Genomic DNA, 24,542 nt, shown 5'->3' with positions numbered 1-24,542 from the left:
GCATCGCAGCACGGCGCGAGGTACTGGTCGTGATGAATGGTCGCTCGTCGGGATCGTGCGGTCGAGCATCGCAGCGAGGCACGAGCGAGAAGCGCAGAACGCGCGATCCCATCAAGGACGAGCGACCCGCGAGCGCCAGCTCGCCATGTTTCAGCGCTCCCCGGCGGACCGCTCGACGGTCAGCAGGCTCTCGGTCTCGTGCTCCCGGCGGTACTCCGCTCCCCCGCCGCGCGCGCCGAACAGCCGCTTGGACCACACCAGCCAGAGCACGGCGGCCAGGTTCACCAGGAACAGCAGCACCTTGAGCCAGGTGACCCGCTCGGTCAGCTCGTAGATCTCCAGCGGCAGGAAGATCCCGGTCGCGACCACCGAGAAGTACTCGCCCCAGCGGCGGACCAGCCACAGGCCGACCGACTCGACGGTGAGCAGCGCGGCGTAGGCCAGCAGCGCGAGCCCCACCCATACCAGCGTCGTCGGGGACAGGGTGAAGGCCCGGTCGACGAGCTGGACCACCTTGGAGTCCTGGACGTTCCAGCCGAGCTGGCCGGCCAGCGGGGCGAGCAGGCCGAGATCCTTCTCGTAGCCGGCGCGCAGCGCACCGATCCGGTCCCTGAAGACCAGCACCAGCACCCCGGCCAGCAGGAGCACCAGCGCCCGCAGCAGCCGTTCCGCGGCCAGCAGCCGCATGATCCGCCGGTCGCGGAGCAGGCGTCCGCGAGGTACCTCAGGGGCGGCGGCGGCCGGCCCCGATCCGGCAGGTGCACCGGGCACGAACGTCCCGCAGCGCAGGCAGCGCCAGGCGTGCCCGGCCGGGGTGTCCGCCTCCAGCCGGGCGCGCAGTTCGGGTTCGTCCGGCGCGTAGGTGGCGTGGCCCGACCGACCGCAGGTGCTCAGGTTCCAGTCGATGGCCATCAGGTGGTCCGGTGGCGGTGGTGCGACATATCGGGCGTCAGTCCGCGGGCAGCCGTGCCGGACGGCAGGAGGCCAGCACCCAGCAGGCCAGCACCACCACCGCGACCATCTCGGTGACGGCGAGCGCCCGCTCGACGAATCCCACCAGGTTCCAGGCCCGCGGCGTCAGCGCCGACAGCAGGGTCTGCAAGGCCAGCACCCCGAACCAGCCGGCCGACACCCAGGCCAGGGCCAGCGCCACCCGGGGCCAGCGGCCGTGCGGGCCGCGGGTGCGTCGTCGGCAGGCCAGCAGCAGGCCGATCGGCAGGCTGAAGAACGCGATCAGCGTCCAGGTCCAGTGGATCCGGCCGGCCAGGGTGGTGTCCGGTCCGAACCCCTGCTTGGGGAAGACGATCAGGCCGATCAGCCCGATGCACCAGACCGCGGTGGCGACCGACGCGACCGAGCGGGCCGGCACCAGCTCTCGCAGGATCATCGCGACCAGCACCATCGCCGACGCCGCCGCCAGCACCAACACCCCGACGTCGAACACCCAGCCGCTGTCGAGCAGTGCGTACTCGCTGATCGTGCGGGACATCGGGTCCAGCTCGCGACCGGGCATCGCCACGTGCATCCAGCCGATCATCACCGTGGACACCAGCACCCCGGCCAGGCCACCGATCGCCAACCGGCGGGCCAGGTGCACATCCCCGGGGACGACGTGCTCCGCCGGGTCCCGGGCGTCGGCCGGCCGGAGCCGGCCCGCGGTCGGATCGGGTGGTACCGGGTGCACCGCGGCTCCTCTCCGGGTCGGACGGTGTGCACACGGTAACCGGCGGCGCGGCCGCGCACGGTGGTTCCAGATGGTGTCGCGGGGGTGGGGCCAGGCTCCCTGCCGATCCGCCACCTGCCATGGGCACGTGCTCCCCGATGAGCACTGCCCGCCCGTTTAGCATGGGCCCATGCAGCAGTACCTGGATCTCCTGGACAAGATCCTCACCACCGGCGTGGACAAGGAGGATCGCACCGGGACCGGGACGCGCAGCATCTTCGGCCACCAGATGCGGTTCGACCTCTCCGAGGGTTTCCCGCTGGTGACGACCAAGAAGATCCACCTGCGCTCGGTGGTGGTGGAGCTGCTCTGGTTCCTCCAGGGGTCGACGAACGTGCGCTGGCTGCAGGAGCGCGGGGTCAGCATCTGGGACGAATGGGCAGACGCCGAGGGCGAACTCGGCCCGGTCTACGGCCACCAGTGGCGGTCCTGGCCGGCGCCCGACGGCTCGCACATCGACCAGATCGCCGGCGTCCTCGAGTCGCTGCGCGGCAACCCCGACTCCCGACGGCACATCGTGTCGGCCTGGAACGTGGCCGAGGTCGGCGAGATGGCACTCCCCCCGTGCCACACCATGTTCCAGTTCTACGTCGCGGAGGGCCGGCTGTCCTGCCAGCTCTACCAGCGCTCGGCCGACGTCTTCCTCGGGGTCCCGTTCAACATCGCCTCCTACGCCCTGCTCACCGCGATGGTGGCGCAGGTGGTCGGGCTTCAGCCGGGCGACTTCGTGCACACCCTGGGGGATGCGCACCTCTACTCCAACCATCTCGAGCAGGCGCGGCTGCAGCTGACCCGGGAGCCGCGGACACTGCCGGTGCTGCGGCTCAACCCGGCGGTCACCGAGATCGACGGCTTCACCTACGAGGACATCGAGGTGCTGGGCTACGACCCGCACCCGTTGATCAAGGCCCCGATCGCGGTATGACGATCACGCTCGTCGCCGCGGTCGCCCACGGCGGGGTGATCGGGGCCGACGGCGGGATGCCGTGGCACCTGCCGGAGGACCTGCGCCGGTTCAAGGCGCTGACCATGGGCCGGCCGATGATCATGGGGCGCCGCACCTTCGAGTCGATCGGTCGGCCGCTGCCCGGCCGCCGGTCCATCGTGGTCACCCGCGACGGGGACTGGGCCGCCGACGGTGTCGAGGTCGCGCACTCGCTGGGCGAGGCACTCGAGCTGGCGCGGGCCGGTGGCAGCGACGACGTGATGGTCGTCGGCGGGGGCGACATCTACGCCCAGGCACTACCGCTCGCCGATGTCCTGGAGATCACCCACATCGACCGCACGGTTGCCGGTGACACCCGGTTCCCGGAGATCGGTCCGGCGGAGTGGGAGCCGGTGGCGGAACTCGACGCCGGACCGGAGCTCCGGTTCACCACCTACCGCCGGCGCCCGCCGGCGCTGACCGACCTGCAGGCGCTGCTGCACGGGATGTCCCCGGTGCGCCGCCCCGACGACGTGCTGTTCTGCACGGTGGCGCCGGGAACAGATGTCCCGGCGGGACTGTCCGCAGTCGCCACCGTGCGGGAGGCGGAGGGCACCACGCTGGTGCTGACGGTTGCCGACGCCGCGGCTGCCGGGCTGGCCGGGGTCGGCCCGCAGGCGTGGATCTCGCTGCAGGTGCACTCCGACCTCGATGCCGTCGGCCTGACCGCCGCGGTGGCAGGTGCGCTGGCCCGGCACGCCCTGCCCTGCAACGTGATCGCCGGGTACTTCCACGACCACCTGTTCGTGCCCGCGGACCGCGCCGACGAGGCGCTGTCCGTGCTGGCGGCGCTGGCCCACACCGCCTGAGCCGGGGGGTCGGGCCACCCAGGTCAGTGGGCCAGGTACTTGAGCAGCACGGCGAGCACACCGAGCCCGAGGACGACGAGCACGAGCACCGTGCGGCCGAGGAAGCCGAGCCGGGTGTGCCGGGCGGTCAGCAGCGCGAAGACGCCGAGCGAGACCACCAGTACCCAGATGCTGGCGTGCAGCGCGACCGGGAACCGGATGACCCCGGCCCCGGCCAGGACGAGCAGGATCGCCGGGACGAACCCGGCGGACACGATCTGCGAGGCGGCCCGGGTCATCTTCAGCACCTCGGCCCGGTGCGGCGGCACGCCGTGCACCCCGAGATGGGCGACGTACTCGGCCACCAGGTTCGCGAAGTAGAGGCTGACCAGCGTGATCCCGAGGTCCAGCAGCGCCGACCAGCCGTCGGACTCGTCGGTGTGCTGGCTCAGCACCAGCAGACTGCTCAGGCAGGCGAAGTCGCCGTACAGCCGCTCCTTGAGCAGCGAGGCGCGCTCGGCCAGCGACAGCGGCAGGTCACGACGCCGCAACTGGTGCCGCAGATGCCGGTCGGCGTCCTCCCGCTGATCGGCGGTCAGCTCGTCGTGCTCACCCGGAGCGGCCGGTGACCCGGACCCGCCGGACTGCCCTGTGCGCTCGTCCACCGGTCGATGAGATCAGACGACGGTGGCTTCCTGACGGCCCGGGTACGGCAGCACGATCCGCAGGTCGCCCAGCTGACGGCTCTCCGGGGCTCCCGCGGCCTTCGCCCGTGCGGAGTTCGCCGCGACCTTCGCCGCCAGCGCCGACTCGTTCCGCATCGCCGTGCTCACCGTCGAGAGCACCTCGGACAGATCGAGATCCAAGGCGTCGCAGATCGACGCGAGCAACTCGCTCGAGGCTTCCTTGCGGCCCCGCTCGACCTCGGAGAGGTAGCCCAGCGACACGTTGGCCGCAGTCGACACATCCCGCAGAGTGCGGTTCTGATTGGTACGGGCGTCGCGCAGGGTCTCGCCCAGTGCATTACGCAGCAGCACGTCGCACCTCCTCCCACTCGGTCCACCTGGTCTGCTTCTGACAACAATTCCACCGGCCGAACACTTCCAAGGGTGCCTTTCGCAGATTGCCTTCCCGTTGCCTCGCTGTTGCAGTGCTCGTGCGGGTGCACTGCGCGGTGCTCGGTTCGTGGGGCGGATCCGCTTCCGGTGCCCGGTCCGGTCGGTGGCGCCCGTGCCTGGCCCCTTCCACGCTACTCCGGCCGGGCGACGGCCCCGGAGAGGGCTCGTTCGCCGAGGGCGAACCCGGGGCGTCCCGGATCCGGCTCCGGTGCGGCGCGTCGGATGTGCGCGGTCGGTCGGGGCAGGCCCGGGGGTCAGAGCTCGGTGACGCTGCGCAGCAACAGGTCCAGCGCCGCCGTCACGCAGGCAGCACGGACAGCGGCCCGGGACACCGGTGCGGCGAAGTCGGCCGGGCCGAGCGAGGTCAGGGCCGGGACGGGGCCGTCGAGCGCGATGTGACAGGTGCCGACCGGGTGACCGCCCTGCGGGTCCGGACCGGCCACCCCGGTCAGCCCGATGCCCAGGTCCGCGCCGCACCGCTCGCGGGCGCCGGCCGCCAGTGCCCGTCCCACCTCCGGGTCGACCGGGCCGACGCGGTCCAGCAGTTCGCGGTCCACCCCGGCCAGCGTCGCCTTCAGATCGGTGGCGTAGACCACCAGACCGCCGCGGACGACCGCCGACGCGCCGGGCACCTCGGTGAGGGTGGCGGCCAGCAGCCCGCCGGTCAGCGATTCGGCGGTGGCAACGGTGAGCCGGCGGCCGGCCAACGCCCGGATCACCCGGGCCGGCAGCTCCGGGTCGGAACCGGGTGCGGCAGCGGGCCTGCCGGTCACGGGCGGTCGGCCGCCCCGCGGTCCCGGGATCGGGACACCAGCGACGCGGCGCGGGCCAGGTAGTCGAGCCCGGTCAGCACGGTGAGTGCGACAGCGACCCAGAGGACCACCATCCGGACGACGTCGAGCATGTCCGGCAGCGGCATCACGTACAGCCCGATGGCGACGATCTGCAGCAGGGTCTTGGCCTTGCCGCCGGGGCTGGCCGCGATGACGCCGTACCGGATGACCGCGAACCGCAGCAGGGTGATGCCGACCTCGCGGACCAGGACGGTGACGGTGATCCACCACGGCAGGTCGCCGAGCATGGACAACCCGACGAGCGCCGACCCGGTGAGGGCCTTGTCTGCCATCGGGTCGGCGATCTTGCCGAAGTCGGTGACCTGCCCGCGCTTGCGGGCGATGTGGCCGTCGAACCGGTCGGTGATCGCTGCCGCCGCGAAGACCAGGAAGGCGGTCCACCGCCAGACCGCGTCGTGCCCGCCCTCGGCGAAGAGGGCCAGCAGGAAGACGGGGACGAGGATCAGGCGCAGCACCGTGAGCGCGTTCGGCAGGTTCACCAGTGAGACCCGCGGCGGCTGCTCGACCATCAGCCGGCCACTCCCGCGCGCAGCCGGTCCGGGTCCACCGACGGTGCCGGCAGCACCTCCAGCGGCTCGGCGACCAGGTCGATGCCGTCGGTCCCGACCACGCGGGCCCGGACCAGGTCGCCGAGGGCGATCCCGTCGGCGTCCAGCAGCGTGGTGGCGCCGTCGACCTCCGGTGCCTGGTGCTCGCCGCGGCCGACCACGCCGTCGGAGAGGTCGTCGACCAGCACCAGCAGCTCGGAGCCGATGCGCTCCTCGGCCCGCTGGGCGGTCAGCTCCTCGACCAGCGCGGTGATCCGCTCGACCCGCTCGTCGACGACGTCCTGATCCAGGTGCCCGTCCAGGTCGACGGCCGCGGTGCCGTCCTCGTCGGAGTAGCCGAACACGCCGACGGCGTCCATCCGGGCGCCGACCAGGAACGCCTCCAGCTCGGCCAGGTCGTGCTCGGACTCCCCCGGGAACCCGACGATCACGTTGGACCGAATCCCGGCCTCCGGTGCCTGCGCCCGGATGCTCCGGGTCAGCTCCAGGAAGGACTCGCGGGAGCCGAACCGCTTCATCCGGCGCAGCAGCGGCTCGGACGCGTGCTGGAAGGACATGTCGTAGTAGGCGGCGATCCCGGGGGTGGTGGCCAGCGTGGTGACCAGGCCCGGCCGGGTCTCGGCGGGCTGCAGGTAGCTGAGCCGGGTGCGGATGATCCCCGGGACGCCTGCCAGCTCGACCAGCAGCCGCTCCAGCGGCCGGTCCTCGCGCAGGTCCTTGCCGTAGGAGGTGGAGTTCTCGCTGACCAGGACGATCTCCCGGACACCCTGACCGGCCAGCCAGTGCGCCTCAGCGACGATGTCGGCCGCCGGGCGGGAGACGAAGCTGCCGCGGAAGGCCGGGATCGCGCAGAAGGTGCAGCGCCGGTCGCAGCCGGAGGCGATCTTGAGCGGAGCCACCGGACCGGCGTGCAGCAGCTTGCGGGTGAGCAGCGGCCCGGCGGCGGTGCCGGACGGTGCGTGCCCGCCCGGTGCCCGTCCGCCGGCGGCGTGCCCCGGGACGGAGACGGCGGTCGCGGCGGCCGGCCGGTTCACCGGTGAGATCGGCAGCAGGGTCCGGCGGTCGACCGGGGTGTGCGAGGCCGGGCGGTGCCCGTCCAGCACGTCCTCCAGCAGCGCGCCGAGCTCGGGATAGGCGTCGAAGCCGAGGACGGCGTCGGCCTCCGGCAGGGCCTCGGCCAACTCCTTGCCGTAGCGCTCGGCGAGGCAGCCGACGGCGACGACCTTCGCGCCGGTGTCGGCGGCGGCCAGCAGGGTGTCGATGGAGTCCTTCTTGGCGCTGGCGACGAAGGCACAGGTGTTCACCACGACGAGGTCGGCGGGAGCGCCCTCCTCGACCAACCGGTACCCGCCACCGGCGAGCCGGCCCGCGATCTCGGAGGAGTCGACCTCGTTGCGCGCACACCCGAGCGTCACCAACGAGACGGACGGCGCGGAACTCACAGGTAGGAGCCTAACGGTCCGGAAAGGGTGCCACTGCCGACACGGGCATGCCCTAACGTTGCGGCTCGTGAGTGCGCAGTGAACCCCGACATCCCGCTGGTCCGGCGGGCCAGGGTCGGCGACGTGCGGCGGATCAAGCAGCTGGTGGACTTCTACGCCGGCCCGATCCTGCTGGAGAAGACGCTGGCGAACCTCTTCGAGGACGTCACCGAGTTCTGGGTGGCCGAGTTCCGCGGCGAGGTGATGAGCTGCGGTGCGCTGCACGTGCTCTGGGAGGACCTGGGTGAGATCCGCACCGTGGCCACCGATCCCGCCGTGCGCGGGCGCGGGATCGGCCGGGCGCTCTGCGAGGCGGTCATCGACGAGGCCCGCCGCATGGACCTCACCCGGCTCTTCGTGCTGACCTTCGAGGTGTCCTTCTTCGCCGGCCTGGGGTTCGCGCCGATCGCCGAGCTGGATCTCACCGCGCAGGCCCGTTCCGAGCTCCGCCGGTCCTACGACGCCGGCGTCGCCGAGTTCCTGGACCTGCCGTACGTGAAGCCGAACACCCTGGGCAACACCCGGATGCTGCGCGCACTCTGAGGTGCCCCGTCGGGGCGATCGCGGTGGAACCCGCCCCGGCCCGTGACCCGGGCGATCAGCCGGGTCGACCGGTGCTACCGCCCGCGGCGCTCGGCCAGCTTGGCCAGGGCCTCCGCCAGCAGGGCCTCGCCGTCCTCGTCGGTGCGGCGTTCCTTCACGTAGGCGAGGTGTGTCTTGTAGGGCTCGTTGCGCGGGGCCGGCGGCGGGGTGGCCGCGTCCCGGCCGCCGGGCAGGCCGCAGGTCGGGCAGTCCCAGTGGTCCGGTACCTCGGCCTCGGCGGCGAAGGACACCCTGGTGGTGTGGCCGTTCGCGCAGAAGAACTCGAGGCGCCGGCGCGGGGCGAGCTCACCCCGGTCCGCCTCGCCCATCCGGCCGGCCCCCACCCGGGAGCCACGGATCGGATTGCCGGCGGCCATGACCGGTCAGCCGACCTTGAGCAGCAGGCCGATACCGATGATCGAGATGACCCAGATCAACGCGACGAACAGGGTCAGCCGGTCCAGGTTGCGCTCCACCACGGAGGACCCGGACAGCGACGACTGCATCGAACCGCCGAACATGGACGACAGGCCGCCACCCTTGCCGCGGTGCAGCAGGATCAGCGCCATCAGCGCGATGCTGGTGACGATGAGCAGGATGTCGAGGAACAGTTTCATCGGGACCTATCGGACGTGCAGACGGTGAACGGTCGGACGGCAGGCGACCCGGGCGACCGGGGACGGTGCGGTCACCGAGTCTAGGGCATGACGCCGGTCACCACCGGCAGGACGGGACCGCCGTCCGCCGCCCGGCACCCGGGAGGCCTGCACCGGGCGCAGCGGGAGCACCCGGTGCCTGCAGCCGGTCACGGCAGGATGCCCACCGAGTTGGCGACCAGCGACGCGAACTCCGCGCCGTCCAGCGAGGCGCCGCCGACCAGGGCCCCGTCGACGTCGGGCTGGGCGACGATCTCGGCCACGTTGCCGGACTTCACCGAGCCGCCGTAGAGGATCCGGGTGCCGTCGGCGATCTCGGTGCCGTACTTCTCGGCGAGGGCGGCCCGGAGTGCACCGCACACCTCCTGCGCGTCGGCCGGGGTGGCGACCCGGCCGGTGCCGATCGCCCAGACCGGCTCGTAGGCCAGCACCAGCGACGCGGCCTGCTCGGGGGTGACGTTGACCAGCGCGGCCAGCAGCTGGTTCACCGAGTGCGACACCTGGTCGCCGGCCTCGCGGACCTCCAGGCCCTCGCCCACGCAGAGCAGCGGGACGAGTCCGTGCCGGTACGCGGCATCAACCTTGCGGGCCAGCAGCTCGTCGGTCTCGGCGTGGTACTCGCGCCGCTCCGAGTGGCCGACCAGCACGTAGGTGCAGCCGAGCTTGGCCAGCATCGAGCCGGAGATCTCACCGGTGTAGGCGCCGGAGTCGTGCGCGGACAGGTCCTGCGCGCCGTAGACGACCTTCAGCTTGTCGCCGTCGACCAGGGTCTGCACCGACCGCAGGTCGGTGAACGGCGGGATGACCGCGACCTCGACCTTGTCCAGGTACTTCTCCGGCAGGGTGAAGACGATCTTCTGGGTCAGGGCGATGGCCTCGAGGTGGTTGAGGTTCATCTTCCAGTTGCCGGCGATGAGCAACGTGCGGGACATGTGGTTCGACCTCCGGGTCGGGCAGGTGCGGGTGCGGATGCGGGACTGGGTAGCCGGTGCGGTGACCGGGCGTCAGGACGCGTCGGCGGTCGTCAGGAGCCGAGGACGGACAGGCCGGGGAGTTCCTTGCCCTCGAGGTACTCCAGCGAGGCGCCGCCGCCGGTGGAGATGTGGGTGAAGCCGGCCTCGTCCACCCCGAGCGTGCGGACGGCGGCGGCGGAGTCGCCACCCCCGACCACGGAGAAGGACGGTGCGGCGGCGATGGCCTCGGCCACCGCGCGGGTGCCCTCGGCGAACGCCGGCATCTCGAAGACGCCGACCGGGCCGTTCCAGAAGACGGTGCCGGCGGCCGACACGACGGCCGAGAACGCGGCCCGGGAATCGGGGCCGATGTCCAGGCCCATCCAGCCGTCCGGGATGGCGTCGGCGGCGACGACCTGGCTGTTCGCGTCCGCGGCGAAGGCGTCGGCGATGACGACGTCGGTGGGCAGCACGATCTTGTCGGCGTTGCCCTCGAGCAGCGCGCGGCAGGTGTCGACCTGGTCGGCCTGCAGCAGCGAGGTGCCGACGCCGTGGCCCTGGGCGGCCAGGAAGGTGTAGGCCATCCCGCCGCCGATCAGCAGCTGGTCGACCTGCGGCAGCAGCGAGGTGATGACGCCGAGCTTGTCCGACACCTTCGAGCCGCCGAGCACCACGACATAGGGCCGGTCCGGGGCGTCGGTGAGCTTGCGCAGCACGGCGGTCTCCGCGGACACCAGGTAACCGGCGTAGTGCGGCAGCCGCTCGGCGACGTCGTAGACGGAGGCCTGCTTGCGGTGGACCACGCCGAAGCCGTCGCTGACGAAGGCGGCGTCGGGGCCGACGAGTGCGACCAGCGCGTCGGCCAGCTCGCCGCGCTCGGCGGCGTCCTTGCTGGTCTCCCGGGCGTCGAAGCGCACGTTCTCCAGCAGCGCGAGCGAACCGTCGGCCAGCCCGCCGACCACGGCGTGGGCAGACTCCCCGACCAGGTCGGTGGCGAACGCGACGGTCCCGTCGAACAGCTCGGTCAGCCGGGCGGCGACCGGTGCCAGCGAGTACTTCTCCTCCGGGGCGCCCTTCGGGCGGCCCAGGTGCGCGGTGACGACCACCTTGGCGCCGGCGCCGGCCAGCGCCTGCAGGGTGGGCAGCGACGCGCGGATCCGGCCGTCGTCGGTGATGGTCGCGCCGTCCAGCGGCACGTTCAGGTCGGCGCGGACCAGGACCGTGCGGCCGCTGATCCCGGCGGCGAGCAGGTCGTCGAGGGTGTTCACGTTCGGTGTGCTCCTACGGCGTCGGGAGGAGGGAGTGGGCCGTCCGGGCCCGGAGGCCGGGTCCGGTCCTGCGGTGGCCGGACCCGGACATGCGTCGCGGGTGGTGCCGTCCCGTTCGGGACCGGCGCCACCCGCGACGCATCAGTGCTTGTTCAGCGCGCGGTCAGAGCTTCGAGGCGACCAGCGCGGTGAAGTCCGCGAGGCGGTTCGAGTAGCCCCACTCGTTGTCGTACCAGCCGAAGACCTTCACCATGTTGTCGGCGAGGACCATGGTCAGCGGCGAGTCGAAGGTCACCGAGGCCGGGGAACCGACGATGTCCGAGGACACGATCGGGTCGGTCGAGTAGACCATGTACGGCGCCAGCGGGCCCTCGGTCGCGGCGGCCTTGAACGCGTCGTTGACGTCGTCCACGGTCACGCTCTTGGCGAGCTCGATGGTGAGGTCGGTGACCGAGCCGTCCGGCACCGGCACCCGCAGCGAGGTCCCGTGCAGCTTGCCCTTGAGCTCCGGCAGCACCAGCGCGGTGGCCTTCGCGGCACCGGTGGAGGTCGGGATGATGTTCTGCGCGGCGGTGCGGGCCCGGCGCAGGTCCTTGTGCGGGAAGTCCAGCGTCACCTGGTCGTTGGTGTACGCGTGCACGGTCGTCATCAGGCCCTTGACGATGCCGAAGGTGTCGTTGAGCACCTTGGCCATCGGCGCCACCGAGTTGGTGGTGCAGGAGGCGTTCGACAGGATCGTCTGGCTGCCGTCGTAGACGGAGTCGTTGACGCCCAGCACGACGGTGAGGTCCTCACCGGTGGCCGGGGCCGAGATGATGACCTTCTTGGCGCCACCGGTCAGGTGCTTGCCCGCGGTCTCGGCGCTGGTGAAGAAGCCGGTCGACTCGATGACGACGTCGACGCCGAGGTCGCCCCAGGGCAGTGCGCCCGGGTCGCGGTCGGACATCACCTTGATGTCCTTGCCGTCCACCGAGATGACGCCCTCGCCGGAGGTCACGGTGTACGGCAGCACGCCCATGGTGGTGTCGTACTTGAGCAGGTGGGCGAGGGTCTTGGTGTCCGTCAGGTCGTTGATCGCGACGATCTCGATGTCGTGGTCCAGCGAGTCGACGGCCCGCCAGAAGTTGCGTCCGATCCGGCCGAATCCGTTCACTCCGACGCGCACAGTCACGTGGCTTTGCCCTTCGTCTGTGGTGGCCCACACTCCGTGGGCACCGGCTGGTGGAAGTGGCCTCCGGGCTGGGCTCGGCGAGCTCGCCCTTGATGCCACCGTATCGATCCAGAAAGACCGAGCACGTCGTCGGGTCCGGTCGCGCCCACTGTAGCCCGCGACACATGCCGGTTCGCAGCCGGGCAGGTCAGCGGCTTCCGCCGGTACGAACCGGACACCGGATCGGCACCGGAACAGCGCCGGTCGGACACCCGCCGGACGCCCGGCTGCGACCTGCCCCGCCTCGTCCGGACCGTCGCGTCGCGTCGGGCGACGGCCGCTGGTCCGCGACCCGATCTCAGGAGGGCTGCTCGTCGCCCGGCTCGTTGTCCTCGGCGGCCAGCAGCTCCGGGGTCACGGCGGACTCGGTGTCCGGGATGCCCTCGTCCGCGGCGCGCTTGTCGGCCATGGTCAGCAGCCGCCGGATCCGGCCGGCGATGGCGTCCTTGGTCATCGGCGGCACCGCCAGCTGGCCCAGTTCCTCCAGCGACGCCTGGCCGTGCGCGATGCGCAGCCGGCCGGCCTCCATCAGGTGGTCCGGCGCCTCGTCGGCGAGGATCTCCAGCGCGCGCTCCACCCGGGCCTTGGCGGCCACGGCGGCACGGGCCGACCGGCGCAGGTTCGCGTCGTCGAAATTGGCCAGCCGGTTCGCGGTCGCCCGCACCTCGCGGCGCAACCGGCGTTCCTCCCAGGCCAGCACCGAGGTGTGCGCGCCGATCCGGGTGAGCAGGGCCGCGATGGCGTCGCCGTCCCGGACCACCACCCGGTCCGCACCGCGGACCTCCCGTGCCTTGCTCTGCACGCCGAGTCGGCGGGCGGCGCCGACGAGGGCGAATGCGGCCTCCGGTCCGGGGCAGGTGATCTCCAGGGATGCACTGCGACCCGGTTCGGTGAGCGATCCGTGGGCCAGGAACGCGCCGCGCCAGGCGGCCTCGGCATCGGAGAGGGAGCCGGCCACGATCTGTGCGGGCAGGCCGCGGACCGGACGCCCGCGCTGGTCCAGCAGGCCGGTCTGCCGGGCCAGCTGGTCGCCGCCCGCCACCACACGGACCAGGTAGCGGGCGCCCTTGCGGATCCCGGACGGCGCGAGCACGTGCACCTCGGCGGACCGGCCGTAGAGCTCACCGATCTCCTTGCTGAGCCGCCGCGCGGTCACCCCGGTGTCCAGTTCGGCCTCGACGACCACCCGGCCGCCGACGATGTGCAGGCCGCCGGCGAACCGCAGCAGCGTCGACACCTCCGCCTTGCGCGCCGACACCTTGGTGACCACGACCCGGCTGAGCTCGTCCTTGACCGCGGCCGTCATCGCCATCCGGGCACCATCTCCTCAGTTCTCGCTGCGTGCATCGCGCCCGTCGGCGCCTCGTGTTCGGTGTGTGCCGGTCCGGGACCGGCGGTGTTCGGGTGGTGCTGGGCTCCCTGCCGGGCCGGACCGTCCCTGCTGGTCAGAGCCGGTCGAGCACCCGCCGGAGAGCACGGGCCAGTGCGGGTGGATCGTGGCGCGGCGCACCGGGCACGGCGATGCCTGCCAGGTCCAGCCGGGCACCCCTGTCCCCCGCCGCGGCGGACAGCCGCCCGGGCAGGGCCACCGCGTCGGTGTCGGCCAGCACGGTGTCGATCCGGAACGTCGGAGCGTGTGCTGAGAGTACGTCCAGGTGCTGCTCCGGCGAGAACCCCTCGGTCTCCCCCGGCTGCGGTGCCAGGTTCAGCACCACCAGCCGGTGCGCCCCGGTCTTCTCCAGGGCCAGTCGCAGACCCGGCAGCAACAGGTGCGGCAGCACGCTGGTGAACCAGGATCCCGGGCCGAGGATCACCAGGTCCGCCGCGGCGATGGCGTCGGCCGCCGCCGGGCAGACCTCCGCGTCGGCCGGTTCGACGGCCACCGACCGGACGCGTCCGGGCGTCGAGGCGACAGCGACCTGACCGCGGATCCGCCGGACGTCCCGCGGGTCCGCGTCGACCCCGGCCACGTCGGCCACGATCTCCAGCGGCACGGTGGACATCGGCAGCACGCGGCCGCGCGCGCCCAGCAGCGCCCCGGCGGCGTCCAGTGCGGCGACCGGGTCGCCGAGCACCTGGGTCAGCCCGACCAGCAGGAGGTTGCCGACCGGGTGCCCGGTCAGCGCACCCTCGCCGGTGAACCGGTGCTGGAAGGTCCGGGCCCAGAGCTCGCCGCGGTCGTCCGGGGCGGCGAGGGCGGCCAGCGCCATCCGCAGGTCCCCCGGCGGCACGATGCCCGGCACCTCGCGGCGCAGCCGGCCGGACGAGCCGCCGTCGTCGGCCACCGTCACGACGGCGGTGATGTCGACGTCGTCGAGCAGGGCCAGCGCACCGAGCATCGCGTGCAGACCGTGACCGCCGCCCAGGGCGACCACCCGGGCCGGCGGTGTCGTGGTGCTCACTCGCGCCCCAGGTCGCGGTGCGCGACCCGCACCGACAGCGTGTCGGAGCCGAGCCTGCGGGCGAGCTCCTCGGCGACCGCGACCGAGCGGTGCTTCCCGCCGGTGCAGCCGACGGCCAGGGTCAGGTAGCGCTTGCCCTCGCGCCGGAACCCGCCACCCACCAGGTCGAGCAGACCGGTGTAGCGGTCGAGGAACTCGGCCGCGCCCTCCTGCGACAGCACGTAGTCGCGGACCGCCGGGTCCCGCCCGGTCAGGTCGCGCAGCTCGGGGATCCAGAACGGGTTGGGCAGGAACCGCATGTCGACCACCAGGTCCGCGTCCAGCGGCAGCCCGTACTTGTAGCCGAAGCTCAGCACCGTGAGCGAGGAGCGGCGCGGGCCCTCGGCGAAGCTGCGCTCGATCTCGGCCCGCAGCTGGTGCACGGACAGGTTGCTGGTGTCGATGATGACGTCGGCCTCACGGCGCAGCCCTTCCAGCAGGGTGCGCTCGGCGGCGAGACCGTCGACCAGCCGGCCGCCGCCCTGCAGCGGATGCTCCCGCCGGTTGGCCTCGTACCGCCGGATCAGGGTGGCGTCGCTGGCCTCCAGGAACAGCAGCCGCGGGCGGTAGCCCCGGGCGTCCAGGTCCTTGATCACCGACGCGAGGTCCTCGGTGAACGCCCGGGACCGGACGTCGAGCACCACTGCCATCCGGGTCACCCGGCCGCTGGCCCCCGCCCCCAGGTCGACCATGGTGGCGATCAGGTTCGGCGGGAGGTTGTCGACCACGAACCAGCCGGAGTCCTCGAGGCACTTCGCCGCCGTCGACCGGCCGGCACCGGACAGCCCGGAGACGATCGCCACCTCGATACCCGTGAGGTCGGTGCGGTCACCGGTCGCCCGCCCGCCGTCGGCGTGCTCGCCGGCGCCGACGTCCGGATCCGCCACGGAGCGCGTGCCGGGATCCTGGCCCGGCCCCGAAGGTACGGCCTCAGGCGGAACTGGCGACATGGTGCGTCTCCTCCTGAACGGCCGCGACGTCGTCCGCAGCCGGATGTTCCCCCGGCTCCCCGTCGCCCGCGGTGGCCCCGGCGGCCGTGACGCCGGCGGCCGTGGTGTCGGAGGGCGTGGTGTCGGCGGGCGGTGCGTCCTCGGCATGCAGCGCGCCGTGCACGGTCGCCGCTGTGCGGGCACCGAACCCCGGCACCTCCGCGATCTGGTCCACGGTGGCCTTGCGCAGTTCGGTCACCGACCCGAAGTGCTGCAGCAGGGCCGAACGCCGGGTCTGGCCCAGCCCCGGGATCCCGTCCAGCGCCGAGACGATCATCGACTTCGACCGCTTGCTGCGGTGGTAGGTGATGGCGAACCGGTGCGCCTCGTCGCGCAGCCGCTGCAACAGGTACAGCGCCTCGCTGGTCCGCGGGAAGATCACCGGGTCGTCCTGGCCGGGCAACCAGACCTCCTCCAGCCGCTTCGCCAGCCCGCACACCGTCACGTCGGCGATCCCCAGATCGGTCAGCACCGCCGCCGCCGCGTTCACCTGCGGTGCGCCGCCGTCGACCACCAGCAGCTGCGGCGGGTAGGCGAACCGGCGGACCCGGCCGGTGTCCGGGTCGATGCCCGGCCGGTGCTCGGGCTGCTGCTCGGCCTGCTGTGCTGCCACGGTGTCCGGCTCGTCCGGTGGCGGGGCGTCCTCCGGTGGCGGGGTGGCGCGGCCGTGCGAGAAACGGCGCCGCACCACCTCGGCGATCGAGGCGACGTCGTCGCCCGGGCGGTCGCGGATGGCGAACTTGCGGTAGTCGCTCCGCTTGGCCAGACCGTCCTCGAAGACCACCAGCGAGGCGACCACGTCGGTGCCCTGGACGTGCGAGATGTCGATGCACTCGATCCGCAGCGGAGCGGTGTCCATGCCCAGCGTCGAGGCCACCTCGGACAGCGCGGCGGACCGTGCGGTCAGGTCGCTGGCCCGCTTCAGCCGGTGCTGCGCCAGTGCCTCGGCGGCGTTGCGCTCCACCGTCTCGGCCAGCGCGCGCTTGTCCCCGCGCTGCGCCACCCGGAGCGACACCCGGGACCCGCGCAGGCCGGACAGCCACTCGGCGACGCCGTCGGCATCGGCCGGCAGCACCGGCACCAGGATCTCCCGCGGCACGGCGCTGCGGCCGGCCGACGGGTCGTCGAGCACCCTGCGTCCGTAGAACTGCAGCAGGAAGTTCTCCACCAGCCGGGCGGCGCCCTCGGACTGCGCCGAGTCGGCCGCACTCACCTGCGCACCGGTCACCTCGTCGCGCTCGAGACCGGCGGCCGTCTCCTCGTCGACGTCGACGATCCAGCCCCGCTGGCCGCGGACCCGGCCGCCGCGGACGTGGAAGACCTGCACGCTGGCCAGCAGTTCGTCGGCCTTGATGCCGACGACGTCCGCATCGGTGCCGTCGCCGAACACCACCGCCTGCTTCTCCACCGCCCGCCGGATGGCGCCGAGGTCGTCCCGCAGCCGGGCGGCCCGCTCGAAGTCCAGCTCTGCGGAGGCGCCGGCCATCTCCTTCTCCAGCTTGCGGATCATCGGGTCGGCCTTGCCCGCCATGAAATCGCAGAAGGAGTCGACGATCTCGCGGTGCTGCTCGGGGCTGACCGCACCGGTGCAGGGCGCCGAGCACTTGCCGATGTAGCCCAGCAGGCAGGGCCGGCCGATCTGCTGCGAGCGCTTGAACACGCCGGCCGAGCAGGTCCGGGCCGGGAACACCCTCAGCAGGAGGTCGAGGGTCTCCCGGATCGCCCAGGCGTGGGCGTACGGACCGAAGTAGCGGACGCCCTTGCGGTGCGGCCCGCGCATCACCTGCAGCCGCGGGAACTCCTCGCCGACGGTGACCGCCAGCTCCGGGTAGGACTTGTCGTCCCGGTACCGGACGTTGAACCGCGGGTCGAACTCCTTGATCCAGTTGTACTCGAGCTGCAGCGCCTCGACCTCGGTGGTCACCACGGTCCACTCGACCGACGCCGCGGTGGTGACCATCCGCGCGGTCCGTGGGTGCAGGCCGACGATGTCGGCGAAGTACGAGTTCAACCGCTGCCGCAGGCTCTTCGCCTTGCCGACGTAGATGACCCGGCGGCTCGCATCGCGGAACTTGTAGACCCCTGGTTGGTCCGGGATGCTGCCCGGCGCGGGCCGGTACGTCGAGGGATCTGGCACGAGGGCGAGGGTAGTCGAGCCGACCGACACCGGACGGGGGACGACGCGGGCGGTCCGCCGGCCGCAGCGACCCGGCCCGACCGGCACGCCCCGATCAGCGGTGTCACAGGACCGGAACAGGCGCTGTCTAGTGTGGTGCTCCCCCACCGGACGCATGACCGGGGTCAGGTGCGGGCAGTGTGAGGTGCGACCGGGGCCGCGAACCGTGCGTCCCGGCCGAATGCGGACGATCTGCGTCCGACGAGATGAAGGAGTTGTCCGTGGAGTGCTGGCCAGGCACCGCCTACCCGCTGGGTGCCACCTACGACGGGACCGGCACCAACTTCGCCCTGTTCAGCGAGGTGGCCGAGAAGGTCGAGCTGTGCATCATCGGCGACGACGGCACCGAGACCCGCATCACCATGCCGGAGCAGGACGCCTACGTCTGGCACTGCTACCTGCCGACCGTGCAGCCGGGCACCCGCTACGGCTACCGGGTGTACGGGCCGTACGACCCGGCCAACGGTGTGCGCTGCAACCCCAACAAGCTGCTGCTCGACCCGTACGCGAAAGCCGTTGCGGGAGCAGTGGAGTGGGACCCGTCGGTGTTCTCCTACGACCTGGGCTACCCGGACTCGGTGAACAACGAGAACTCCGGCCCGCACATGATGCACGCGGTCGTCATCAACCCCTTCTTCGACTGGTCGGGTGACCGCAACCTGCGGATCCCCTACCAGGACACGATCATCTACGAGGCGCACGTCAAGGGCCTGACCGCGCTGCACCCGGAGGTGCCGGAGAGCCAGCGCGGCACCTATGCCGGCCTCACCCACCCGGCGGTCATCGACCACCTGACCCGGCTCGGGGTGACCGCCATCGAACTGATGCCGGTGCACCAGTTCGTCCAGGACTCCACGCTGCTGGACAAGGGTCTGACCAACTACTGGGGCTACAACACCATCGGCTTCTTCGCGCCGCACAACGCCTACAGCGCCTTCGGCGACCGTGGGTCGCAGGTGCAGGAGTTCAAGGCGATGGTCAAGGCCATGCACGCCGCCGGCATCGAGGTCATCCTCGACGTGGTCTACAACCACACCGCCGAGGGCAACCACCTGGGACCGACGCTGTCCTTCCGCGGCATCGACAACGCCGCCTACTACCGGCTCGTCGACGACGACCAGCAGTACTACATGGACTACACCGGCACCGGGAACTCCTTCAACGTGCGGCACCCGCACTCGTTGCAGCTGATCATGGACTCGCTGCGCTACTGGGTGACCGAGATGCACGTCGACGGCTTCCGTTTCGACCTCGCGGCGACCCTGGCCCGGGAGTTCTACGACGTGGACCGGCTGTCCACCTTCTTCGAGCTCGTGCAGCAGGACCCGGTCGTGTCGCAGGTGAAGCTGATCGCCGAGCCGTGGGACATCGGGCCCGGCGGCTACCAGGTCGGCAACTTCCCGCCGCAGTGGACGGAGTGGAACGGCAAGTACCGGGACACCGTGCGCGACTTCTGGCGCGGCGAGCCCGCCACCCTGGGCGAGTTCGCCTCCCGGCTCACCGGTTCCGCGGACCTGTACGAGAACTCCGGACGGCGTCCGGTGGCCTCCATCAACTTCGTCATCGCCCACGACGGCTTCACGCTGCGGGACCTGGTGTCCTACAACGAGAAGCACAACGAGGCGAACGGCGAGGACAACAACGACGGCGAGTCGCACAACCGGTCCTGGAACTGCGGGGTCGAGGGCGAGACCGACGATGCCGAGGTGCTGGCCCTGCGGGCCCGGCAGCAGCGCAACTTCCTGACGACACTGCTGCTGTCCCAGGGTGTCCCGATGATCGCGCACGGCGACGAACTGGGCCGCACGCAGCAGGGCAACAACAACGTCTACTGCCAGGACTCGCCGCTGTCCTGGGTGGACTGGTCGGCCGCCGACGAGTCGCTGATCGAGTTCACGGCGTCGATCGCGCGGCTGCGGCACCACCACCCGACGTTCCGCCGGCGCCGGTTCTTCGACGGCCGCCCGGCCGCCCGCGGCGAGGGCGAACCGCTGCCCGACATCGTCTGGATCCAGCCCTCCGGTGAGCAGATGCGCCCCGAGGACTGGGATGCCGGGTTCGGCCGCTCGATCGGGGTCTTCCTGAACGGCAACGGCATCCGCGGCATGGACCGCCGCGGCTCCCGCGTGGTGGACGACTCCTTCCTGCTGCTGTTCAACGCGCACGACGAGCCGCTGGACTTCACCCTGCCCTCCGACGAGTACTCGGCCGGCTGGCAGCTGGTCGTCGACACCCACGGCCTGCCCGAGCATCTCGAGCCGATCAAGGCAGGCGAGCAGCAGCCGGTCCCGGCCAAGGGTGTTGTCGTGCTGCAGGCGTGGACCCCGGCCGAGCACCCGGTGCCGACGCACGCCCCGGCCGCCGCGGTGCCGAGCGTGCCGCCGACGCCGGCACCGACCGCGCCCGCGGTCGAGGAGCCGGCGCCGACCGAGCAGCAGGCGGTGCTGCCGGCGGATGCCGGCACGCCGGAGGAGCCGAGTGCGACACCTGCCGCGCCGCCGAAGAAGTCGGGCGGGAAGCGGAAGTCACCCGGCGCCCGCACGCGTCGTGCGAAGTCGGACCCGCCGGCCGGCACCGACGGACAGGACGGTGGCTGACCGTCGTGGCTGCTGATCTCCCGGCCCCCGGCTCGACCTACCGCCTGCAGATCACCGCTGATCTGGACCTGAACGCCGCGCGGGAGGTCGTCCCGTACCTGCGCGCGCTCGGTGTGGACTGGGTGTACCTGTCGCCGTTGCTCACGGCGGAGCCCGGTTCCGGCCACGGCTACGACGTCATCGACCACTCGGCCGTCGACCCGGCCCGGGGTGGTGCCGCCGGCTTGCAGGCGCTGGCCGACGATGCCCACGCGGCGGGCCTCGGTGTGCTCGTCGACATCGTGCCGAACCACGTCGGCGTGCAGACCCCGCACCTGTCGGTGTGGTGGTGGGACCTGTTGCGGCACGGCCGCTCCGCGGTGCACGGCGAGTACTTCGACGTGGACTGGGAGGTCGACGACGGGCGGATCCACCTGCCGGTGCTCGGCGACGGGCCGGACGAGCTCGACCGCCTCGAGGTGGTCGACGACGAACTGCGCTACTACGAGAACCGTTACCCGATCGCGCCCGGGACCGGCAGCGGCACCCCGCAGCAGGTGCACGACCGACAGCACTACCGGCTGATGAACTGGCGGCTGGCCGACACCGAGCTGAACTACCGGCGCTTCTTCGCGGTGAACTCGCTGGCGGCGATCCGGGTGGAACGCCCGGAGGTCTTCCGCGACTCGCACGCGGAGATCCGGCGCTGGCTGGACAACGGCTGGGTGGACGGCCTGCGGGTCGACCACCCGGACGGCCTCGCGCACCCCGGCGACTACCTGCGCGACCTGGCCGATCTGGCCGGCGGCCGGTACCTGCTGGTGGAGAAGATCCTGGAACCCGGCGAGGAGCTGCCCGCGGACTGGCCGTGCGACGGCACCACCGGCTACGACGCGTTGGCCCTGCTGGACCGGGTGTTCGTCGACCCGGCCGGGGAGGCCACGCTGGACGCCCTGGACATCGAACTGCGCGGCGGCGCACAGGTGCACTGGCACGACATGATCGCCACCACCAAGCGGTGGGTGGCCGACGAGCTGCTCGCCTCGGAGGTCTCGCGACTGGCCCGGCTGATCCCCGAGATCGACGGTCCGCAGGACGCTCTCGCCGCATTGCTCGCCGAGTTCCCGGTCTACCGCAGCTACCTCCCCGCCGGCCGGAACGCGCTGGACGAGGCCGTCCGTGCGGTGCTGCGGCGCCGGCCGGCGATGGAACCTGTGCTGCGGGAGATCGTCGACGCCCTGGGCTCCGGTGGCACCGAGTTCGCCACCCGCTTCGAGCAGGTGTCCGGTGCCGTCACCGCGAAGGGCGTGGAGGACCGGGCGTTCTACCGGTGGAGCCGGCTCACCTCGCTGACCGAGGTGGGCGCCGATCCGTCGCTGTTCGCCGTCGACGTCCCGGGATTCCATGCGGCGCAACAGCATCGGCTCACCTCCTGGCCGCGGGCGATGACCACCCTGTCCACCCACGACACCAAGCGCAGCGAGGACGTCCGGGCCCGGATCTCGGTGCTCGCCGAGCGCGCCGACTGGTGGGCCGAGCAGGTGCGGCTGTTCCGCCGGCTGGCGCCACTGCCGGACGGGCCGCTGGCGAACCTGGTCTGGCAGGCGGTCGTCGGCTCCTGGCCGCTGGAGCGGGAACGCCTGCGGGACTATGCGATCAAGGCGGCCCGCGAGGCGGGTGTCTCCACCAGCTGGACCGACGGCGACACCGCTTTCGAGGACCGGCTGGCCGCCATGGTGGATGCCGCCTTCGATCTGCCGGAGCTGCGGGAGGCGGTGGACGCCGCTGCGGCGCTGCTCACCGGACCAGGCTGGTCGAACGCGATCTCGGCCAAGCTGCTGCAGCTGGCCGGCCCCGGCGTGCCGGACGTCTACCAGGGCACCGAGCTCGGTGCCCCGGCCCTGGTGGACCCGGACAACCGGCTGCCGGTCGACTTCGTCGGTGCTGCAGCCACTCTGCGGAGACTGGACGGCGGGGCCGCGCCTGCCGGGCCGGACGAGCTGAAGCTGCTCGTCACCGCGACCGTGCTGCGGCTGCGCCGGGACCGCCCGGAGCTGTTTACCGGCTACCGGCCGCTGTACGGCGACGGCAGTGCCGGTGACCATCTCGTCGCCTTCGACCGTGGCGGGATGGCCGCGCTCGCCACCCGACTGCCGCTCGGCCTGGCGGATGCCGGCGGCTGGGGCGACACCACCGTCACCCTCTCCCCCGGGTCCTGGCGCAACCAGCTGGACCCCGGAGCGCCCGCGGTCACCGGCACCGTGCCCGTCATCGATGTCCTTGCCGGCCGGCCCGTGGCGGTGCTGGTGCGGGAGGCCGACGACCCCACTCATCAGGAGGACAGCAACCGATGACCGACCCCCTGCTGCCCGGCCGGGACGGCAATTTCCGGGTGTGGGCGCCGCGCGCGACCCGGGTGACCCTGGTCGTCGGCGACGGCGAGGTGCCGGCCACGGAGGCCGGTGCCGGCTGGTGGACCGCCGGGATCCCCGGCGCCGCAGCCGGCACGGCGTACGGCTACCGGATCGACGACAACGACCCGATCCTGCCGGATCCCCGGTCACGTCGCCAACCCGACGGCGTGCACGGCAGGTCCGCGACGGTGGATCCCGGGTCCTTCGCCTGGTCCGACGGCCTCTGGACCGGTCGGCCGCTGGCCGGTGGACTGGTCTATGAACTGCACATCGGCACCTTCACCGCCGACGGCACCTTCGATGCCGCGACCGACCACCTGGACCACCTGGTGGATCTCGGTGTCACCCACGTCGAGCTGCTCCCGGTCAACGCCTTCAACGGCACCTGGAACTGGGGCTACGACGGGGTGCTGTGGTTCGCCGTGCACGAGGCCTACGGCGGACCGGACGGCTACCGCCGGTTCGTGGACGCCTGCCACGCCAAGGGTCTCGCCGTCGTGCAGGACGTGGTCTACAACCACCTCGGGCCGAGCGGCAACTACCTGCCGCAGTTCGGGCCGTACCTGCACGACGCCGCCTCGAACACCTGGGGGTCCTCGCTCAACCTGGACGGCGAGGACGCGGACGAGGTGCGGTCCTACATCCTCGACAACCTGACGATGTGGTTCACCGAGTACCACGTGGACGGCCTGCGACTGGACGCCGTGCACGCCCTCGTCGACCACACCGCCCGCCACCTGCTGGAGCGGATGGCCGAGGAGACCGACGCGCTGGCAGCACATCTCGGCCGGCCGCTGACCCTGATCGCCGAGTCGGACCTCAACGACCCGAAGCTGATCACCGCCCGGGAGGCCGGCGGGTACGGCCTCACGGCGCAGTGGTCGGACGACTTCCATCACGCGCTGCACGTCGCGCTGAGCGGCGAGACCACCGGCTACTACGAGGACTTCGCGGAGCTCGATGCCCTCGCCAAGGTGTTCGGGAAGGGATTCTTCCACGACGGCACCCTCTCCACCTTCCGTGGCCGGCGGCACGGCCGCGTCGTCGACCGGACCCGGACCCCGGCGTCGAGGTTCGTGGTGTTCGCCCAGGACCACGACCAGATCGGCAACCGGGCGATCGGCGACCGGCTGTCCGCGACGCTGACCCCGGCGACGCTCAAGCTGGGTGCGCTGGTGCTGTACTGCTCGCCGTTCACCCCGATGCTGTTCATGGGTGAGGAGTGGGCGGCCGGCACGCCGTGGCAGTTCTTCACCTCACACCCCGAGCCCGAGCTCGGCGAGGCCACCGCCAAGGGGCGTATCGCCGAGTTCGCCCGCATGGGCTGGGATCCCGCCGTGGTCCCCGATCCGCAGGACCCTGCGACCTTCCAGCGCTCGAAGCTCGACTGGAGCGAACCGACCGGCGGGGATCACGCCGAGGTGCTGGCTTTCCACCGCCGGCTCGGCGCGTTGCGCCACTCCGAACCCGGGTTGACGGACCCGCGACTGGACCGGGTGGAGGCCCGGACCGACGGTGCCGTCCTGCTGGTGGAGCGCGGGGACCTGTTGCTGCTGGCCAACTTCGGCAACGAACCGCGGCATCTCACGTTGCCCGACGGTGCAACCGCTGTCGTCGCGACCGAGGACACCATCGGTGTCGACGCGACCGGGACGGTGCTGCCGCCGCACGGCGGACTGCTGGTCCGGGTGCCCACCCGCTGAACCGCTCGCATCAGGGGGCTGCGCACAGCTTCCGCTCAGCCCACACCGGGCTTCCCGCCAGCCTCGCTCCCTAGCGT

At 72.1% G+C, this 24,542-nt stretch carries 22 protein-coding genes; 6 read left to right on the top strand and 16 right to left on the bottom strand.

The window, feature by feature from the left end; translation table 11 throughout:
- Positions 1-150: 150 nt before the first annotated feature.
- Both GIS00_RS08440 and GIS00_RS08435 read right to left on the bottom strand, forming a co-directional pair.
- Positions 151-912, bottom strand: a complete 762-nt coding sequence (locus GIS00_RS08440) for a DUF2127 domain-containing protein (protein WP_154767696.1) — start codon at positions 910-912, stop codon at positions 151-153.
- Between the two features lie 37 nt (positions 913-949).
- The gene (locus GIS00_RS08435) at positions 950-1,684 is read right to left on the bottom strand and encodes a DUF998 domain-containing protein (RefSeq protein WP_154767695.1); all 735 of its coding nucleotides are present in this window, start codon (positions 1,682-1,684) and stop codon (positions 950-952) included.
- Between the two features lie 169 nt (positions 1,685-1,853).
- Between GIS00_RS08435 and GIS00_RS08430 the strand changes: the two genes are divergently transcribed.
- Together GIS00_RS08430 and GIS00_RS08425 are read left to right on the top strand one after the other, a co-directional pair.
- On the top strand, positions 1,854-2,648 hold the full coding sequence (locus GIS00_RS08430) for a thymidylate synthase (protein WP_154767694.1): 795 nt from the start codon (positions 1,854-1,856) through the stop codon (positions 2,646-2,648).
- Positions 2,645-3,517: an ACT domain-containing protein gene (locus GIS00_RS08425; protein ID WP_154767693.1), complete on the top strand. Its 873-nt coding sequence runs from the start codon at positions 2,645-2,647 to the stop codon at positions 3,515-3,517. The genes GIS00_RS08430 and GIS00_RS08425 overlap by 4 nt, the downstream gene beginning before the upstream one ends.
- 23 nt (positions 3,518-3,540) lie before the next feature.
- On the opposite strand, the gene GIS00_RS08420 is transcribed toward GIS00_RS08425, so the two are convergent.
- The 5 genes from GIS00_RS08420 to rimO all read right to left on the bottom strand — a co-directional run bounded on the left by GIS00_RS08420 (position 3,541) and on the right by rimO (position 7,458).
- The gene (locus GIS00_RS08420; protein WP_154767692.1) at positions 3,541-4,161 is read right to left on the bottom strand and encodes a hypothetical protein; all 621 of its coding nucleotides are present in this window, start codon (positions 4,159-4,161) and stop codon (positions 3,541-3,543) included.
- 12 nt (positions 4,162-4,173) lie between these two features.
- The gene (locus GIS00_RS28635; RefSeq protein WP_322097710.1) at positions 4,174-4,533 is read right to left on the bottom strand and encodes a helix-turn-helix domain-containing protein; all 360 of its coding nucleotides are present in this window, start codon (positions 4,531-4,533) and stop codon (positions 4,174-4,176) included.
- Between the two features lie 335 nt (positions 4,534-4,868).
- Positions 4,869-5,387 (bottom strand): CinA family protein, encoded by a 519-nt coding sequence (locus GIS00_RS08410; protein WP_322097709.1) that lies wholly within the window; start codon positions 5,385-5,387, stop codon positions 4,869-4,871.
- Positions 5,384-5,977, bottom strand: coding sequence for a CDP-diacylglycerol--glycerol-3-phosphate 3-phosphatidyltransferase (gene pgsA, locus GIS00_RS08405; protein ID WP_154767691.1), 594 nt, complete (start codon positions 5,975-5,977; stop codon positions 5,384-5,386). The genes GIS00_RS08410 and pgsA overlap by 4 nt, the downstream gene beginning before the upstream one ends.
- Positions 5,977-7,458 (bottom strand): 30S ribosomal protein S12 methylthiotransferase RimO, encoded by a 1,482-nt coding sequence (gene rimO, locus GIS00_RS08400; protein WP_322097708.1) that lies wholly within the window; start codon positions 7,456-7,458, stop codon positions 5,977-5,979. Before rimO ends, pgsA begins: the two co-directional genes overlap by 1 nt.
- Before the next feature lie 78 nt (positions 7,459-7,536).
- On the opposite strand from rimO, the gene GIS00_RS08395 reads away from it, so the two are divergent.
- Positions 7,537-8,040 (top strand): amino-acid N-acetyltransferase, encoded by a 504-nt coding sequence (locus GIS00_RS08395; RefSeq protein WP_322097707.1) that lies wholly within the window; start codon positions 7,537-7,539, stop codon positions 8,038-8,040.
- A gap of 74 nt (positions 8,041-8,114) precedes the next feature.
- On the opposite strand, the gene GIS00_RS08390 is transcribed toward GIS00_RS08395, so the two are convergent.
- The 9 genes from GIS00_RS08390 to uvrC form a co-directional block, all read right to left on the bottom strand.
- On the bottom strand, positions 8,115-8,456 hold the full coding sequence (locus tag GIS00_RS08390; protein ID WP_154767690.1) for an RNA polymerase-binding protein RbpA: 342 nt from the start codon (positions 8,454-8,456) through the stop codon (positions 8,115-8,117).
- A 6-nt stretch (positions 8,457-8,462) separates the two neighbouring features.
- Positions 8,463-8,696, bottom strand: coding sequence for a preprotein translocase subunit SecG (gene secG / locus GIS00_RS08385; protein ID WP_154767689.1), 234 nt, complete (start codon positions 8,694-8,696; stop codon positions 8,463-8,465).
- 188 nt (positions 8,697-8,884) lie between these two features.
- On the bottom strand, positions 8,885-9,667 hold the full coding sequence (gene tpiA, locus GIS00_RS08380) for a triose-phosphate isomerase (protein ID WP_154767688.1): 783 nt from the start codon (positions 9,665-9,667) through the stop codon (positions 8,885-8,887).
- Between the two features lie 92 nt (positions 9,668-9,759).
- Positions 9,760-10,956, bottom strand: a complete 1,197-nt coding sequence (locus GIS00_RS08375) for a phosphoglycerate kinase (RefSeq protein WP_322097706.1) — start codon at positions 10,954-10,956, stop codon at positions 9,760-9,762.
- 163 nt (positions 10,957-11,119) lie between these two features.
- Positions 11,120-12,127, bottom strand: coding sequence for a type I glyceraldehyde-3-phosphate dehydrogenase (gap, locus tag GIS00_RS08370; protein ID WP_322097705.1), 1,008 nt, complete (start codon positions 12,125-12,127; stop codon positions 11,120-11,122).
- 337 nt (positions 12,128-12,464) lie between these two features.
- Positions 12,465-13,478 carry a DNA-binding protein WhiA gene (gene whiA / locus GIS00_RS08365; RefSeq protein ID WP_154767686.1) on the bottom strand — a complete coding sequence of 338 codons (1,014 nt, stop codon included), beginning with the start codon at positions 13,476-13,478 and terminating at the stop codon, positions 12,465-12,467.
- Positions 13,479-13,611: 133 nt separating this feature from the next.
- Positions 13,612-14,568 (bottom strand): gluconeogenesis factor YvcK family protein, encoded by a 957-nt coding sequence (locus GIS00_RS08360; RefSeq protein ID WP_322097704.1) that lies wholly within the window; start codon positions 14,566-14,568, stop codon positions 13,612-13,614.
- Positions 14,565-15,416 carry an RNase adapter RapZ gene (gene rapZ, locus GIS00_RS08355; RefSeq protein WP_407666804.1) on the bottom strand — a complete coding sequence of 284 codons (852 nt, stop codon included), beginning with the start codon at positions 15,414-15,416 and terminating at the stop codon, positions 14,565-14,567. Before rapZ ends, GIS00_RS08360 begins: the two co-directional genes overlap by 4 nt.
- Before the next feature lie 121 nt (positions 15,417-15,537).
- Positions 15,538-17,733 carry an excinuclease ABC subunit UvrC gene (gene uvrC, locus GIS00_RS08350; RefSeq protein ID WP_322097702.1) on the bottom strand — a complete coding sequence of 732 codons (2,196 nt, stop codon included), beginning with the start codon at positions 17,731-17,733 and terminating at the stop codon, positions 15,538-15,540.
- 260 nt (positions 17,734-17,993) lie between these two features.
- Between uvrC and glgX the strand changes: the two genes are divergently transcribed.
- The 3 genes from glgX to treZ are packed head-to-tail and all read left to right on the top strand — an operon-like array spanning position 17,994 to position 24,465.
- Positions 17,994-20,369: a glycogen debranching protein GlgX gene (glgX, locus tag GIS00_RS08345; protein WP_322097701.1), complete on the top strand. Its 2,376-nt coding sequence runs from the start codon at positions 17,994-17,996 to the stop codon at positions 20,367-20,369.
- A 5-nt stretch (positions 20,370-20,374) separates the two neighbouring features.
- A complete protein-coding gene (gene treY / locus GIS00_RS08340) occupies positions 20,375-22,702 on the top strand; it encodes a malto-oligosyltrehalose synthase (RefSeq protein ID WP_322097700.1) in 2,328 nt (775 codons plus the stop codon).
- Positions 22,699-24,465 carry a malto-oligosyltrehalose trehalohydrolase gene (gene treZ, locus GIS00_RS08335; RefSeq protein WP_154767682.1) on the top strand — a complete coding sequence of 589 codons (1,767 nt, stop codon included), beginning with the start codon at positions 22,699-22,701 and terminating at the stop codon, positions 24,463-24,465. Before treY ends, treZ begins: the two co-directional genes overlap by 4 nt.
- The last annotated feature ends 77 nt before the right edge of the window (positions 24,466-24,542 follow it).

Source organism: Nakamurella alba, assembly GCF_009707545.1.
GTDB lineage: Bacteria > Actinomycetota > Actinomycetes > Mycobacteriales > Nakamurellaceae > Nakamurella > Nakamurella alba.
This window is presented reverse-complemented; position numbering and strand designations above follow the sequence as displayed.